The 13,756-nt window shown below is 66.7% G+C and carries 17 protein-coding genes; 10 read left to right on the top strand and 7 right to left on the bottom strand.

What is annotated here, in order from left to right; translation table 11 throughout:
• Nucleotides 1–3 precede the first annotated feature (3 nt).
• The 3 genes from BDW16_RS15570 to BDW16_RS15565 all read left to right on the top strand — a co-directional run bounded on the left by BDW16_RS15570 (nucleotide 4) and on the right by BDW16_RS15565 (nucleotide 831).
• On the top strand, nucleotides 4–222 hold the full coding sequence (locus BDW16_RS15570) for a type II toxin-antitoxin system antitoxin (RefSeq protein WP_066573484.1): 219 nt from the start codon (nucleotides 4–6) through the stop codon (nucleotides 220–222).
• A gap of 1 nt (nucleotide 223) precedes the next feature.
• Nucleotides 224–436, top strand: a complete 213-nt coding sequence (locus tag BDW16_RS21130) for a PF20097 family protein (protein ID WP_066573482.1) — start codon at nucleotides 224–226, stop codon at nucleotides 434–436.
• Nucleotides 437–561: 125 nt separating this feature from the next.
• Nucleotides 562–831: a hypothetical protein gene (locus tag BDW16_RS15565; RefSeq protein WP_066573480.1), complete on the top strand. Its 270-nt coding sequence runs from the start codon at nucleotides 562–564 to the stop codon at nucleotides 829–831.
• Here BDW16_RS15565 and BDW16_RS15560 read toward each other — a convergent pair whose 3' ends face one another.
• Nucleotides 832–1,710: a S1/P1 nuclease gene (locus tag BDW16_RS15560; RefSeq protein WP_066573957.1), complete on the bottom strand. Its 879-nt coding sequence runs from the start codon at nucleotides 1,708–1,710 to the stop codon at nucleotides 832–834.
• Between the two features lie 125 nt (nucleotides 1,711–1,835).
• On the opposite strand from BDW16_RS15560, the gene BDW16_RS15555 reads away from it, so the two are divergent.
• Nucleotides 1,836–2,216 (top strand): PRC-barrel domain-containing protein, encoded by a 381-nt coding sequence (locus BDW16_RS15555; protein ID WP_066573478.1) that lies wholly within the window; start codon nucleotides 1,836–1,838, stop codon nucleotides 2,214–2,216.
• A gap of 75 nt (nucleotides 2,217–2,291) precedes the next feature.
• Here the strand turns inward: BDW16_RS15555 and BDW16_RS15550 are convergent, their stop codons facing one another.
• Nucleotides 2,292–3,449 (bottom strand): acyltransferase family protein, encoded by a 1,158-nt coding sequence (locus tag BDW16_RS15550; RefSeq protein ID WP_066573475.1) that lies wholly within the window; start codon nucleotides 3,447–3,449, stop codon nucleotides 2,292–2,294.
• Between the two features lie 92 nt (nucleotides 3,450–3,541).
• Between BDW16_RS15550 and BDW16_RS15545 the strand changes: the two genes are divergently transcribed.
• Nucleotides 3,542–4,387, top strand: coding sequence for a LytTR family DNA-binding domain-containing protein (locus BDW16_RS15545; RefSeq protein WP_083954152.1), 846 nt, complete (start codon nucleotides 3,542–3,544; stop codon nucleotides 4,385–4,387).
• Here the strand turns inward: BDW16_RS15545 and BDW16_RS15540 are convergent.
• The gene (locus BDW16_RS15540; RefSeq protein WP_066573471.1) at nucleotides 4,334–5,542 is read right to left on the bottom strand and encodes an acyltransferase family protein; all 1,209 of its coding nucleotides are present in this window, start codon (nucleotides 5,540–5,542) and stop codon (nucleotides 4,334–4,336) included. The genes BDW16_RS15545 and BDW16_RS15540 overlap by 54 nt on opposite strands.
• A gap of 104 nt (nucleotides 5,543–5,646) precedes the next feature.
• Here BDW16_RS15540 and ispG point away from each other — a divergent pair, with 104 nt between their 5' ends.
• Nucleotides 5,647–6,771, top strand: coding sequence for a flavodoxin-dependent (E)-4-hydroxy-3-methylbut-2-enyl-diphosphate synthase (gene ispG, locus BDW16_RS15535; RefSeq protein ID WP_066573468.1), 1,125 nt, complete (start codon nucleotides 5,647–5,649; stop codon nucleotides 6,769–6,771).
• A gap of 7 nt (nucleotides 6,772–6,778) precedes the next feature.
• Here ispG and BDW16_RS15530 read toward each other — a convergent pair whose 3' ends face one another.
• Entirely contained in the window at nucleotides 6,779–7,648 is an 870-nt protein-coding gene (locus tag BDW16_RS15530; protein WP_066573466.1) for a LysR family transcriptional regulator, read from the bottom strand.
• A gap of 139 nt (nucleotides 7,649–7,787) precedes the next feature.
• Here BDW16_RS15530 and bla point away from each other — a divergent pair, with 139 nt between their 5' ends.
• From bla to BDW16_RS15510, 4 genes are read left to right on the top strand one after another with little or no spacing between them, the layout of a single operon-like run.
• Nucleotides 7,788–8,663 (top strand): subclass B3 metallo-beta-lactamase, encoded by an 876-nt coding sequence (bla, locus tag BDW16_RS15525; RefSeq protein ID WP_237241167.1) that lies wholly within the window; start codon nucleotides 7,788–7,790, stop codon nucleotides 8,661–8,663.
• Between the two features lie 43 nt (nucleotides 8,664–8,706).
• A complete protein-coding gene (locus tag BDW16_RS15520; RefSeq protein ID WP_066573464.1) occupies nucleotides 8,707–9,609 on the top strand; it encodes a DMT family transporter in 903 nt (300 codons plus the stop codon).
• Nucleotides 9,606–10,085 carry a GNAT family N-acetyltransferase gene (locus BDW16_RS15515; protein WP_066573463.1) on the top strand — a complete coding sequence of 160 codons (480 nt, stop codon included), beginning with the start codon at nucleotides 9,606–9,608 and terminating at the stop codon, nucleotides 10,083–10,085. Before BDW16_RS15520 ends, BDW16_RS15515 begins: the two co-directional genes overlap by 4 nt.
• A complete protein-coding gene (locus BDW16_RS15510) occupies nucleotides 10,075–10,428 on the top strand; it encodes a TfoX/Sxy family protein (protein WP_066573461.1) in 354 nt (117 codons plus the stop codon). Before BDW16_RS15515 ends, BDW16_RS15510 begins: the two co-directional genes overlap by 11 nt.
• Nucleotides 10,429–10,532: 104 nt before the next feature.
• Here BDW16_RS15510 and BDW16_RS15505 read toward each other — a convergent pair whose 3' ends face one another.
• The 3 genes from BDW16_RS15505 to BDW16_RS15495 are packed head-to-tail and all read right to left on the bottom strand — an operon-like array spanning nucleotide 10,533 to nucleotide 13,718.
• On the bottom strand, nucleotides 10,533–11,192 hold the full coding sequence (locus BDW16_RS15505) for a DUF1345 domain-containing protein (protein ID WP_174532026.1): 660 nt from the start codon (nucleotides 11,190–11,192) through the stop codon (nucleotides 10,533–10,535).
• A 53-nt stretch (nucleotides 11,193–11,245) separates the two neighbouring features.
• The gene (gene ppa / locus BDW16_RS15500) at nucleotides 11,246–11,785 is read right to left on the bottom strand and encodes an inorganic diphosphatase (protein ID WP_066573459.1); all 540 of its coding nucleotides are present in this window, start codon (nucleotides 11,783–11,785) and stop codon (nucleotides 11,246–11,248) included.
• 31 nt (nucleotides 11,786–11,816) lie between these two features.
• Entirely contained in the window at nucleotides 11,817–13,718 is a 1,902-nt protein-coding gene (locus BDW16_RS15495) for a M61 family metallopeptidase (protein ID WP_066573457.1), read from the bottom strand.
• Nucleotides 13,719–13,756 lie beyond the last annotated feature (38 nt).

The raw sequence follows: 13,756 nt of genomic DNA, 5'->3' as shown, positions 1-13,756 counted from the left end.
CCGGTGTCCGCCCCACCCAAGAAAGCGTTCCCGCTCCGCGTCGATCCTGCGCTCTATGCAGCGATCGAGCGGAGTGCGGCAACCGACCTGCGCAGCGTCAACGCGCAGGTGGAGTGCCTGCTGCGCGAGGCCCTGGCCCGCCGCGGCGTCAAGCTTGCAGAACCGGTACGAGCCAAGCGCGGACGGCCTGCAAAGGATCCGGCACCCAAAGAGGAGAGTTAAGATGCGCTCCAATCAATGCCCCAAATGCCAGAGTTCGATGACCGAGGGCTTCATCCTCACCGAGCGCAGCAGCATGCCGACCCTGCTCAGCTGGTCACGCGGCACCCCGCGCAAGGGCTGGTGGGGCGTCAAGTCCGGCGAGGGCAAACCGATCGAGATCAGCACCTGGCGCTGCCAGCGCTGCGGCTTCCTCGAAAATTACGCGCGCAGCTAGCGCGCCGTCCAACACACGGAGGTTGAAATGATGATCGCATTGTTCGCCCGGCGGGAGCATCTGCCCCGCCTCACCGGGTTGTCGATGCTCCTGCTGATCGCCGGCGTTGTCGCTGCGATGCTGTCATGAGCGCCCATCTCGATGCGCTCAAGGTGCGGAAAGGCTATTGGTTCGCGCAGAAGCTTTATGGCTACGGCGCGGTACCGGTGACCTGGCAGGGCTGGTTGACGACGCTGGCCTATGTCGCGCTGGTGGCGCTGCTCGCCTGGCTGATGCCCACCGGCGCGCTCAAGCTGAGCGCGATCGCGCCGGTCAGCGCCGCCTATCTCTACTTCATCTGGACCAGGACCGACGGCGGCTTCCGCTGGCGCTGGGGTCCGGAGAGGAAGCGCTGATCAGCGCGCAGGCAGGGCCTCGGCCGGTGGCGGCGGACCGAACGCTTCGTCGAGCAGCCGGGCGAGGCGCAGGCCGCCGCGGGTGATCTGCCGGCGCATCACCGGTACCAGTCGCTCGACCGTGGCGTCGTCCATCTTGCCGCGCGGCGGTACATCGGTCCGGCACGGGTCTCCGCCATAGGCCGCCGCATAGGCTTCCTTGGCGATCTCCCAATTCTCGCGGCTCCAGTCCTCGACTGAGCCCGCCCCGATCGCCGACCGCTCGGCGGCAGGATAGGCGACCACCAGCGGCGGCGGGGTCGAGATCGCCCGCTCGGCCAGCCAGCCGTCCCAGATGGTATGGAGGTTGAGCCGCTCCGGCCCATAGACGCCATAGTCCGACCGCGCCCGGTTGCCGCCCAGATCGCCCTTGTCCCCGGCGTGCAGCGGCTGGTGCAGGTCGCCCACGAAATGGACGAGGAAGGCGAGCGCCATGACCTTTTCGCGGACCGGCACCTTGGGATCCTGCAGCAGCTTCACGTCGCGCTCGATCTGCGCCGACACGCAATTGCCGTCGGGGCAATTGCCCTTGAGCGTGAACGGCTTGCAGATGTTCACATTCTGATAGTGCCAGTTGTAGGCGTAGCTGAAGCGAGTGCCGAGCGGCTTGATGCAATCCGCCCAGACGCTCGCCTGCTCGATCGTCTTTGCCGGGCAGGTCGGCGTCTCGAGCAGCCCCTGTTTGGCCAGCATCCGGTCGATCGCGCGCCGCGTCTCCGGCTTCACATTCTTGTAGGCGATCGAGGCGATCGTCTCGTGCCCATATTCCCAATAGGCCATCGCCGGACTGGCGATGAGCGATACGGCAAGCGCGGCGGCGGCAAGGATCGAGCGAATCATGCGAATCGCCATAGCCGCATCGCTGCCGGACCGGGAGTGTCCGCAGCGGCCCGCTAGTGTCATGCGCCTGACCCGGGCGGATGCGACAATCGCCATGGCGGGGGGAGACTCGAAGGAGACTCCAGATGACGGACCTTGATCGCGATATTGCCACCGACGAGACTGATCGGCTGATCGCCTCCAACAAGGTGGAGGGAACTTCAGTCTTCGACGCGCAGGGCGAGAAGCTCGGCACCATCTACAACTTCATGGTCAACAAGGATTCTGGCCAGGTCGAATATGCCGTGCTCCAGTTCGGCGGCCTGTTCGGGCTCGGCGCCGACTATTATCCGCTGCCGTGGGAGAAGCTCAGCTACGACGTCGATGAAGGCGGCTATGTCGTCGATATCGACAAGGAAGCGCTCGAAGACGCGCCGCGCTACGGCGACGATACCGAGCCGGCCTATGACCGCGCCTATGGAGAGCAGGTCTATGGCTATTACGGCCTGACCTATCCAGCGGCCTGAAACCTGACCGGCGGCGCGAGCGATCGCGCCGCCGCCTCATTCAGCAGAGCCCTTGGGCGATTAGGGACAGGCGAGTCATGCGGTTTCCGGGGCTTGCGTCGGGCGCGGCCGGTCGCGCCGTTCCATCCTGAGGCCGATCAGCGGACGCAGCAGCGGGATCTCGCGGCCGATACGATAGAAGATCCAGCAACCCAGCGCGGTCGCCGGCACCAGGATCGCGAACTCGGCAAAGCCCGGCAGATCCAGCTTGAGCAGCCAGTACATCGCAACGACGATGACCGTCTGGTGGATCATGTAGAAGGGGAACACCGCCTCGGTCAGCATCGGCCGCAGCTTGTGGTCGCGATTGAGGTACTTTTCCGCAAATCCGATCAGCGCCGCAATCGTCATCCAGCACTGGATATAGCGCGCCGCGAGCATCACCCGCCCCACCACCCAGGGCGGATCGGCGACATAGGCGATGTCGATCGCCACCGACACGACATAGCCGGCCAGACCGATCGCCGCGGCCGGTTTCCACAGCCGCGCGATCCACGCCATCACCGGCTCCGATCCTGCCAGCGCGAAGCCGAACAGGAAGGCGGGGAAATAGGCGAGGTGCGCGATGCCGTCGTTGATCACGTCATGGCTGTCGCTCCAGCGTTGGAACACCACCACCTGCGTGATCAGCAGATAGGCGGCGGGCAGCCACAGGACGCGGGTTCCCGCGAACAGCCTGTCGAAGGCGCGCTGGAACCAGCTCCCGCCGGGCAGCAGCACGATCAGGGCCAGCGCAAGCGTGTAGAGCCACAGATAGCCGACGAACCAAAGATGGTTCCAGGTGGGCACGACGATCCCGGCGATCTTGCCGAAATACCAGTAATGATGCGCCCAGAAGACCCAATAGTTGAACCAATAGCCATGCTGGGTGGTGAGCTCGACCCAAGTCTGCGGCGGCACGATCACCACGACGCCGAACAGCAGCGGGACGATCAGCCGCCAGGTCCGGTTGGCGGCGAAGCGGCCAGGCTTGCGCGACTTCATCCACAGCGCGCGGCTGGCATAGCCCGAAACCAGGAACAGCAGCGTCAGCCGCCAGGGACTGGTGAGCAGCATCGGCACCGTCACCCATTCTTCGGGCACTGCGGTCTTCACATGATAGCCCCAGGGCACAAAGACCATGCCGACATGATAGAGGATCAGCAGCGCGAACGCCCCGATCCTCAGCCAGTCCATGCCATAGTGCCGTTCCATCACCTTCTTCCCCCTACACATGTTTCACCGCGGCGCTAGCCGCGCCGCCGCAGGGCCGGTATCGGGATGGGATCGCAGGCGGTGCGGATGGGATGAGCGGGATCGGACCAGGGATGAGCGGCGGGGAAAGCGGGCCGCACGGCGACACGGCGGGTCGCCGCCGGCTGATCGTCGCGATCGCTGGGCTGTTCGCGCTGCTGGTCGTGCTGCAACTCGTCTCCAACTATTCGACGATGGTCACGGATCTGCGCCGCAGCGGTTCGGACGAGCCCGCCTGGCACGTCGCCGTCTGGCAGGGCAGCTCGACACTGGTGTGGCTGCTGCTGGTGCCGGTGGTGTGGCAGGCGGTGGCGCGGATCCAGCCGCGCACCATGGGCTGGCCGCCCGCCCTCGCTCTGCATGCGCTACTGACCATCCCCGTCTCGCTCGCGCATATCCTCGGCATGATCGCGCTACGGCATCTCGTCTATGCGGTGGTTGGGGAAAGCTACCGGTTCACCCAGGATTGGGGCGTGGCGCTGCTGTACGAATACAGGAAGGACATGGTCACCTACGTCACGCTCGCACTGTTCGCGGCAGCGGTGCAATGGGCGTTGCGGCGCGGGGAAGCGATGCCGCCGCCGATTCAGGGTTCCGGCCTGATCGAGATCGCCGACGGCCGGACCGTGCTTCACATTCCGCTCGCCGAAATCGGATGGGCGGCCTCGGCGGGCAATTATGTCGAGATCGGCTGGCGCGATCGCACGGTGCTGCAACGTTCCACACTCGCGGCATTGGCAGAGCGGCTGGGCACAAGCTTCGTCCAGATCCATCGTAGCCGCATCGTGCGGCGGGGTGCGATCCGCAGCGTCGAAACCGAACGCAGCGGCGATTTTACCGTCACGCTAGAGGACGGCACCACGCTCCGCGGCAGCCGGCGTTATCGCGGCGCGATCTGAGCGCGGCGTCAGGCCGATCAATGGGCGCAGCCAGCCGATCTCGCGCCCGATCAGGTAGAAGGCCGCGCAGATCGCCGCGGTGCCAGTGATCAGCACCGCGAACTCGATCGGCGCCGGGAATTCATAGGGCAGCGTGTACCAGGTGATCAGCACGATCACCGGCTGATGAGCAAGGTAGAAGGGGAACACCGCCTCTGCGAAGGTCTTGCGCCAGCGATGATCGCGGTTCCAGTAGCGGTCGGCGAGCACGAACAGCACGACGGTCATCGTCCAGGCCATGGCCGCGACGGCTCCACGCTCGGCCGCCATCACCCAATGCGGCGGAATCGCCTCGCCCGGGAAGGTCAGCTCGACCGCGACGACAATCGCGCCCGATACCGCCGCGATCGCAAGTGCCGTCCTCCACCACCGCTGGAGCGACACCCAGAGCTTCGGCGAACCGGCTAGAACGAAGCCGAACAGGAACATAGGCAGATAGAGCGCGTGTCCGGCCCAGTCGCGAAACAGTCCATGCTCCTCCTCGACCAGGAAGGTCAGCGCCACCTTGGCAAAGGCGAGTAGCACGACCGGCGCCCAAAGGATCCGCCAGCCCTCCGTCAGCCACCTCACCAGCCAGGCCGTCACCCGTTCGATCGGAGCATGGCACCACGCGAGTCCCGCGACGAGGATCGCGGTATAGGTCCACAGATAGGCGACGAACCACAGATGTTCCCAGCTCGGGAACTCGCGCCCCCAGAACTCGCCCGAGCGCCAATAGTCATGCGTCCAGAACTGGATCAGGCCGTGCGGATAGCCCCTGTCCATCACCCGCACCCACATCTCGACCGGGACGAGCGCCACCATTCCGAACGCCAGCGGGATCAGCAGCCGCACGTTGCGCGAGCGCAGGAACCTTCCCGCACTGCCCGACTTGGCCAGCAGATGCCGCGACGCATAGCCCGACACGGCGAACAGCAGGGCCAGCCGCCACGGCGTGAGCAGCGACATCGGCGCGATCAACGCCGGAACGGTGTAGCTCGTCTTGATCACCCAGCCCCAGGGCGCGAACACCATGCCGATGTGATAGACGATCAGCAGCGCGAACGCCGCGATGCGCAGCCAGTCCAGGCCGTAGTGGCGATCGGTACGCGGCAACGGGTCGGTCGTTTCGGTCACCGGCCGGCTATAGCCCCGCCGCCTGACCAATTGGTTAGCGGACGCGTGGCTTTCTCGCCCGCGACCGATCGGCTATAGGGCAGGCGAACCCCAGAGGAACCTCAATGTCCGTGCGTCCCTGGCGCGATATCATGCGCCGTCAAAGCCGCCAGATCATGGTCGGCAACGTGCCCGTCGGCGGCGACGCGCCCGTCACCGTCCAGACGATGACCAACACGCCCACCGAAGACGCCAAGGCGACGATCGACCAGATCCGCCGCTGCGAGGATGCGGGCGTCGACATCATCCGCGTCTCTTGCCCCGACGTCGCGAGCACCGCGGCATTGAAGCAGATCGTCCGCGCCGCCAAGGTGCCGATCGTCGCCGACATCCATTTCCACTACAAGCGCGCGCTCGAAGCCGCCGATGCCGGCGCCGCCTGCCTGCGCATCAACCCCGGCAACATCGGCAGCGCCGACCGGGTCAATGAGGTCGTCAACGCCGCCAAGGCCAATGGCTGCGCGATCCGCATCGGCGTCAATGCCGGCAGCCTCGAAAAGGACCTGCTCGAAAAATATGGGGAGCCGTGTCCCGAGGCGCTGGTCGAAAGCGCGCTCGACCATATCAAGCTGCTGCAGGACCGCGACTTTCATGAGTTCAAAGTTGCGGTGAAGGCGAGCGACGTATTCCTCGCCACCGCCGCGTATCAGCAACTCGCGGAGGCGGTCGACTGCCCGCTGCACCTGGGTATCACCGAGGCGGGCGGCTTTGTCGGCGGAACGGTGAAGAGCGCGATCGGCATCGGTTCGCTGCTCTGGTTCGGCATCGGCGACACGATCCGCGTATCGCTCTCCGCCGAGCCGGAAGAGGAAGTCCGCGTCGGCTTCGAGATCCTGAAGGCGCTCGGCATCCGCAACCGGGGCGTGCGCGTCGTCAGTTGCCCCAGTTGCGCGCGGCAGGGCTTCGACGTGATCCGTACCGTCCAGACACTGGAGGAGCGCCTGCAGCACATCCGCACGCCGCTGTCGCTCTCCGTCCTCGGCTGCGTGGTCAACGGGCCGGGCGAAGCGCGCGAGACCGATATCGGCCTGACCGGCGGCGGCAACGGCAAGCACATGGTCTATCTCTCGGGCATCACCGACCACACGGTCGAGGACGCCGACATGCTCGACCATATCGTCAAGCTGGTCGAGGCCAAGGCGGCCGAGATCGAGGCGGCGGACGCAGCCAAGGCCGAAGCGGCGGCCTGAACGGCCGTCAGGTCGCGGCCTCGGCATCGAGCCACGCCGCGAACGCCTGCATCGCGGCGCTTTCCCGCCGCGAGTTGAGGCGCGTCAGCCAGTAACGGCCGAGTTCGATCCCGATCGCGAAGGGCCGGACGAGTCGCTCGGCGGCGAGATCGCCCTCGAACATCGCGGGCGGGGCAAGCGCGATGCCATGGCCGGCCAATGCAGCCGCAGCCATCAGCGCCGAACTGTCGAACATCGGGCCGGTCAGACGCGGTGACGGCGCACCGGCCGCTTCGAACCAGCGCGGCCATTCGTCGGGCCGGTAGGAACGCAGAAGCGTTTCACGCGCCAGATCGGCGGGCGCGGACAGGCGCGCGGCAATGGCAGGCGTGCAGAGCGGCGACAGCGGGGCGGCGAGCAAGGGGATGGCCTGCGTCCCATGCCACGCGCCGTCACCGAAGCGGATCGCGCAGTCCAGCCCCTCCCCCGCCAGATCGACCCGGTTGTTGTTGGTCATCAACCTGAGGTCGATCTCGGGATGCGCATGCTCGAACGCCGCGAGCCGGGGCAGCAGCCAGCCGGTGGCAAAGGTGCCGACCACGCCGACCGTCAGCACCTCGCGCATCCGCCCGCCTTCATAGCGGTCGAGCGTCGCGCCGATCCGGTCGAACGCCTCGCCCAGCACCGGCACCAACGCCAGCCCCTCGTCGGTGAGGGCCAGCCCGCGCGGGAGGCGGCGGAACAGCGGCACGCCCAGCCGCCGCTCAAGCGACGCGACCTGATGGCTCACCGCCCCCTGGCTGACGCAGAGTTCGAGCCCGGCACGGGTGAAGTTGAGATGCCGCGCCGCCGCCTCGAAGGCACGCAGGGCGTTGAGCGGAAGCTGAGGGCGATCCATGCGCCATCCATGAACTGCGCTCATGGCTAAGTCGAGAATTGATGCTTTGTGCTCTGTATGCAGCTTCGCCACTCTGACCTCACATACCGAAGCGGAGCGAATGGCGATGAGCAGAACTGGCGTCTTGATTGCGGCCCTGATGACCCTGACCGGCCCGGCGGCCGCGCAGGATGCGGACCGCGACGACCCGCTGCTGCGCCCGATCGCGGAGGAGTATGCCAGACAATGGCTGACGCCGCAGACGCCGGTGCGGATGCATGGGGAAAGCTATTATGTCGGGTTCGAAGGGCTGGGCGTGGTGCTGATCCGCACCGATGCCGGGCTGGTGCTGATCGACGCCGGCGTGCCGCAGGCGGTGCGCGCCATCCAGGCGAACATCCGCACGCTCGGCTTCGACCCGAAGCAGATCAAGTACATCCTGATCACCGAGCCGCATTGGGACCATGCCGGTGGCGCAGCGGCACTGGCGCGCGACAGCGGCGCGACGGTGATCGCCGGACAGGCGGCGGTGGCGGAACTCCAGCGCGGCAATGTCGGCAAGGACGATCCGCAAGCGAGCATCCACGCGCCGATGCCCGGCGTCTCGAGAATTCGCGGCGTGCGCGATGGCGAGGCGCTGCGGATCGGCGGGACGACCATCGTCGCGCGGGCGACGCCGGGACACACGCGGGGAAGCACCAGCTGGCAGTGGCAATCGTGCGAGGGCAAGTCCTGCGCAACCTTCGTCTTCTCCGCCAGCATCAACCCGGTCAGCGACGACCACTATCGCTTCGCCGATCACCCCGAGCGGGTTGCGCTGCTCCGCCGCGGCGCTGCGGCACTGGCCGGACTGCGCTGCGACATCGCCATCCCCTCCCATCCCGGGACCAACGACACGCTCGAACAGCTCGCCGCGCTGGAACGCGCACGCACGCCCAATCCGATGATCGACGCAAAGGCATGCAGGACGCTGGCGGCCACCTACACCGAACGGCTCGACAAGCGGCTGGCGAAGGAAAAAGCGGAGCGGCGCTGAGCCGCGATTGACCGGGCGCCGCGCGACCGCCAAGCGCGGATGCGTGAGTCGCCCGGTTTCCCCCCTCCTCGCCTTTGCCGTCGCCGCGCTCGGCATCGCCATCTTCTCGTCGATGGACGCGGTGATGAAGGGGCTGGTGATCGGTCTTGGCGCTTATAACGCCCTCACCTGGCGCATGCTGGCGGGAACGGTGGTGAGCGGCATTCCCTATGCGCTGTCGCGGCCGCGAATGCCGCCGCGCGCGGTGCTGCGGATCCATCTCGTGCGCGGCATCGTCTCCGCCATCATGGCCTTCCTGTTCTTCTGGGGGCTGGGGCGCGTACCGATGGCGCAGGCGATCGCCCTGTCCTTCATCGCGCCGATCATCGCGCTGTTCCTCGCCGCGCTGATCCTGAAGGAGCGTATCACGCGAGCAACGGCCATCGCCACCGCCATGGCGTTTGCGGGCGTGCTGGTGATCCTGTGGGGACAGGCGCGCGCGGAACTGGGACCGCAGGCATTCTGGGGCGCGATCGCAATCCTCGCCTCCGCAGTCTTCTATGCCTGGAACATCATCCTGATGCGCCAGCAGTCGCTGGTCGCCGGGGCGGGCGAGGTCGCCTTCTTCCAGACGATCATCGTCACCGCCGTCTATCTGCTCGCCGCTCCCTGGCTGCTGGTGGCGCCCCCGCTCAGCGAGGTGCCCGCTTTGATCCTTGCCGCGATGCTGGCGACGGCCTCGCTGTTCCTGCTTTCCTGGGCCTATCGCCATGCCGAGGCCAGCTATCTCGCGCCGACCGAATATACCGGCTTCCTCTGGGCGACGCTCTGGGGCTGGGTGGTGTTCGGCGAGCGCGTATCCCTTTTCACCGTCGCCGGGGCGGCACTGATCGTCGGCGGGTGCATCCTCGCCGCGCAGCGGCGCGACCATGCCCCGGTGGCCGACAGCGAGGCGCAACTCCCATGATCTCAATTCGACAAGCCGGCGCGCAAGATTTCGATCTGGTCGCGGACTTCATCCGCAAGCTCGCCGATTACGAGAAGCTCGCACATGAGGTCCGCTTCGACGACGCGGTGCTGCGCGGGCACCTGTTCGGCGAACGACCGGCGGCCGAGGTGCTGATCGGCGAGATCGATGGCGTGCCGAGCGGCTTTGCGTTGTTCTTCCAGACCTTCTCGACCTTCGAGGGCAAGCCGGGGATCTGGCTGGAGGACCTGTTCGTCGATCCCGCGGCGCGGGGTTCGGGACTGGGCCGCGCGCTGCTGTCGCGGCTGGCGGGGCTGGTGGTCGAACGCGGCGGGGCGCGGCTCGAATGGGCGGTGCTCGACTGGAACGAGCTGGGCAAGGGCTTTTACCGGTCGATCGGTGCCGGGCCGGTCGATGGCTGGGAGCGCTGGCGGATGGAGATCGATGCGATCGAGGCGCTGGCCAATGGCGATTGACGCGGGGCTTCTCGACTGGGTGGCCGAGGCGGTCGAGCCGATGGGCAACCTCACCCACCGCAAGATGATGGGCGGGGCGACGCTCTATCTCGACGGCACGGTGTTCGCGATCATCTCCAGCGACGACGTCTTGTGGTTCAAGGCGGACGCCGAGAGCGATGCGGTGTGGGATGCGGCGGGATGCGACCGCTTCACCTTCCAGATGAAGGACCGGCTCGCCACCATGAACTATCGCCGCGCGCCGGACGATGTGTTCGACGATGCCGATGCGCTGCGCGAATGGGCGGCGCTGGGGCTGGAGGCAGGGCGCCGCGCGCCAGCCAAGAAGACTCGTTTGAAGTAGCCGCACCGGCCCGCTCCCCCACCCGGCCACCCAATCAGATTACGGTCGTGGGTGGCCGGGTGGGGGAGCGGGCCGGTGCGGTTTCCGCGGAGCGGAAAACAAACCTACCCGCCGAGCGCGTTGATCGTGAAGGCGATGATGCCGAGGTTGAAGACGAATGCGGCAAGGCAGTGGAAGGTCACCGCGCGCCGCATCGGCCGCGTGGTGATCGTCACGTCGCTCGTCTGGAAGGTCATGCCCAGGCAATAGGCGAAATAGGCGAAATCCGAATAATCGGGCTCCCGGGTTTCGGGGAATTCGAGCCCGCCTGCGTCGGAACCGCCCTGTGCGGTGTAGAAGAGATGCGCGTAATGCAGCGCATAGACCGAATTGCCGAACAGCCAGCAGATGGCGAGCGTGGCGATGACCAGGATCAGGCCGCGCGGCTGCGGCGCGCCTTCGGGAATCAGGACGCTCGCGATGGTGGCGAGGACGGCCAGGCTGATCGCGCCGGTGATGGCGAGCAGCGCGACGCGGTTGGCGTCGTTGCGCCGGGCCGCCGCGCGCATGTGGCGCGATTCGTAGCGGAACAGCGACAGGCAGCTGAGCAGGAAGACGATCGCGGCGGCGTCGAAGGCCACCATCACGCCGAAGCGGGCGCCGAGCGCCGGGATTGCGACAGCGCAGCCGATGGCAAGGATCGCCGCGAACAGCAGGAAGCGCGGCGGCGCGATCCGGTTGCCGATCCCGCGGCGATGTTGCGTGCTGTCAGCCCCCTCCCGCATCCGCCCAGTCTAGGCGCGATGCAGGCGGGTGGCCAGACGGCGCGCGCGGGAGTTCAGGCGGCCTTGGCCTTCTTCGCGGCCTCGATCGCCTCGACGACGATGCGGCGGGCTTCGTCGGCATCGCCCCACTGGCCGATGCGGACCCACTTCTCGGACTCGAGGTCCTTATAGTGTTTGAAGAAATGCTCGATCTGCTGGAGCACGATCGAGGGCAGGTCCTGCCGCTCGCCCACGTCCGAATAATAAGGGAAGGTGGTGTCGACGGGCACGCAGATCAGCTTCTCGTCGCCCCCGGCCTCGTCCTCGAGCTTGAGGACGCCGATCGGCCGCGCGCGCACGACGCAGCCCGGGATGAACGGCGAGCGCGAGATGACGAGCGCGTCGAGCGGGTCCCCGTCGGGCGACAGGGTGTGCGGCACGAAACCGTAATTCGCCGGATAGCGCATCGGCGTGTGCAGGATACGATCGACGAACAGCGCGCCCGAAGCCTTGTCGAACTCGTACTTCACCGGCTCGCCGCCGGTCGGGACTTCGATGATGACGTTCAGGCTGTGCGGCGGATTGTCGCCGACAGGAATCATGTCGATGCGCATCTAAACTTCCTCTGTTGGTTCGGCTTCCCCGTCAGCGCGGGGCGAGCAACCGATCCAGGCCACCCTCTCCGGTGCCGATTTTTTCGAGGCGCGGATAGCGCAGGCCGTCGTGATAGTCGATGGCGATTTCACGGTACCGCGTGCCGCTCTTGACGAGCAGCTTGATGGGGTCCTTGCCGCCCTTCGCGGCGCGGACCGCGTCCTTGAGGCGATCGTCGGAATATTCGCGGCCATCGACCGCCACGATCGTGTCGCCGAGATCGAGGCCCGCATCGAACGCCGGCGAATCCCAGGTGACGGCGCCGATCGCCCCGCCCTTGCCCACCGACAGGCCGAGCGAATAGCTGAGGTCGGCCCGCCCCGCGCGCTTCTCGCCATCCTTGAACGCGGCGGTCGGCTCATCGGTGTAGATCAGGCGGTAGCCATTGGCGGCGAAGCCCGCGAGCGGCGCGCGTTCGGTCAGGCCGTTGAGCCGCTGGTTGAGGAAGCCGGCCCAGTCATAGGGCTGGATCGCGTTCAAGGTCGCCGCGACATCCTCGATCCTGTAGGTCAGCACACCCCAGTCGCCGTCGCGCATGCCGAAGAAGGCGCGGGCGAAATCGTCCATCGACTTCCTGCCGCCGCTCTGCGCGCGCAGCATGGAATCGACCTCGAGCCAGATCAGCAGACCTTCATTGTAATAATCCTCCGACCGCTGCCAGCTCAGCCAGCCCTTGGGCCGGCGCGCCGAGATGATCGGATCGTTGGTGGTATCGACCAGCGCGCGCCACGTCCGCGCGGGGCGGTTGTCGAGGCTGGCGGCGATGTTCGCCAGCATGTCGAGCGTATCCTGCTTCGACACGATCCCCGAGCGCGCCTGGAGGATGTAGCCCCAGAACTGGGTCTGACCCTCATACACCCACAGCAGCGAGTTGCGCATCGGCGTGCGGAAATCGGGCGCCCAGCTGTCGGCACCGCGGCGGAACTTGCCGTTCCAGCTGTGCACGAACTCGTGCGGCAGCAGGTTGCGCGAGCCGGGGCCGTCATTCCATTTGGTGAAATAGCCGGGCTTCACGCCGTTCTCGGAGCTGCGGTGATGCTCCAGCCCGATGCCGCCCATCTCGTCGCTGATCGAGAGGAGGAATTCGTAGCGGTCGTAATGCTGGGCGCCGAACAGCTTCACCGATTGCTCGACGAGCTTGCGGTGCGCCTCGATCTGCTCGGGCTTGGCCTCGAGCTCCTTCGGGTCGTCGGCGAAGACGTTGAGATCGACGCGGTCCGACAGCTTGAACTCGCGATAGTTGCGGCCTGCGAACACCGGCGAGTCGATCAGCGTCTCGTAATCGGTCTTGTCATAGACGTAAGATCCGCCCTGCTTCTTCGCGGGAAGGCCCGACACCGCGGTCCAGCCCTCAGGGTAGGTTACCGTCGCCTGGATCGGGATGCGGCGGGTGAACCAGCCCGCCGGATAGAGGCTCACCTGCTCGAACTGGAGGTTGAGCATCGCCGGCGCGATCGAGACGCGGCCCTGATCGCTCGCGGTGGCGCCGGTGAACTGGAATTCGAGATCGAGCTGCTTCGCGCCGCGCGGCACGTCGACGTGGAAGGCCCAGACATCGACGGTGTCGCGCTTCCACGGCACCGCCTTGCCGCCCGCGCTGATCTTGAGCCCCGCCAGCTTCTCCACCTCGCCGCGCGCGGCGTGCTTGCCGGGCAGCCAGGCGGGCATCAGCAGGACCATATGGCCGTCATGCGCGACCGGAATGGTCTGCTTCACGCGATAGATCGCCTGCTGGACGTTGGTCGCGTCGACCTTGAGCGTGATCGTGCCCGGATAGGCGGTGTCGCGCGGCGCCGGGACGCGGTTGTCGAACGGCAGCGGCTGGGGCGCGCTGTTCTGGGCGGTGGCGGCGGTGGCGAGCAACAGGGCAGTGAGCGCGAAGGCGCGGCGCATAGAGGCCTCGAATGCAGGGGGAGGATATGATGTTACAC

Source organism: Sphingomonas koreensis (assembly GCF_002797435.1).
In the GTDB taxonomy this organism is placed as follows: domain Bacteria; phylum Pseudomonadota; class Alphaproteobacteria; order Sphingomonadales; family Sphingomonadaceae; genus Sphingomonas; species Sphingomonas koreensis.
The sequence above is the reverse complement of the archived record's forward strand: the minus strand, read 5'-3'. Positions and strand labels throughout refer to the sequence as shown.

Excerpts from the sequence above, each read along its gene's own strand:
- BDW16_RS21130 (WP_066573482.1), top strand. The coding sequence starts at position 224 with ATGCGCTCCAATCAATGCCCCAAATGCCAGAGTTCGATGACCGAGGGC.
- BDW16_RS15565 (WP_066573480.1), top strand. The coding sequence starts at position 562 with ATGAGCGCCCATCTCGATGCGCTCAAGGTGCGGAAAGGCTATTGGTTC.
- BDW16_RS15560 (WP_066573957.1), bottom strand. The coding sequence starts at position 1,710 with ATGATTCGCTCGATCCTTGCCGCCGCCGCGCTTGCCGTATCGCTCATC.
- BDW16_RS15555 (WP_066573478.1), top strand. The coding sequence starts at position 1,836 with ATGACGGACCTTGATCGCGATATTGCCACCGACGAGACTGATCGGCTG.
- BDW16_RS15550 (WP_066573475.1), bottom strand. The coding sequence starts at position 3,449 with ATGGAACGGCACTATGGCATGGACTGGCTGAGGATCGGGGCGTTCGCG.
- BDW16_RS15545 (WP_083954152.1), top strand. The coding sequence starts at position 3,542 with ATGAGCGGGATCGGACCAGGGATGAGCGGCGGGGAAAGCGGGCCGCAC.
- ispG (WP_066573468.1), top strand. The coding sequence starts at position 5,647 with ATGTCCGTGCGTCCCTGGCGCGATATCATGCGCCGTCAAAGCCGCCAG.
- BDW16_RS15530 (WP_066573466.1), bottom strand. The coding sequence starts at position 7,648 with ATGGATCGCCCTCAGCTTCCGCTCAACGCCCTGCGTGCCTTCGAGGCG.
- bla (WP_237241167.1), top strand. The coding sequence starts at position 7,788 with ATGACCCTGACCGGCCCGGCGGCCGCGCAGGATGCGGACCGCGACGAC.
- BDW16_RS15515 (WP_066573463.1), top strand. The coding sequence starts at position 9,606 with ATGATCTCAATTCGACAAGCCGGCGCGCAAGATTTCGATCTGGTCGCG.
- BDW16_RS15510 (WP_066573461.1), top strand. The coding sequence starts at position 10,075 with ATGGCGATTGACGCGGGGCTTCTCGACTGGGTGGCCGAGGCGGTCGAG.
- BDW16_RS15505 (WP_174532026.1), bottom strand. The coding sequence starts at position 11,192 with ATGCGGGAGGGGGCTGACAGCACGCAACATCGCCGCGGGATCGGCAAC.
- ppa (WP_066573459.1), bottom strand. The coding sequence starts at position 11,785 with ATGCGCATCGACATGATTCCTGTCGGCGACAATCCGCCGCACAGCCTG.
- BDW16_RS15495 (WP_066573457.1), bottom strand. The coding sequence starts at position 13,718 with ATGCGCCGCGCCTTCGCGCTCACTGCCCTGTTGCTCGCCACCGCCGCC.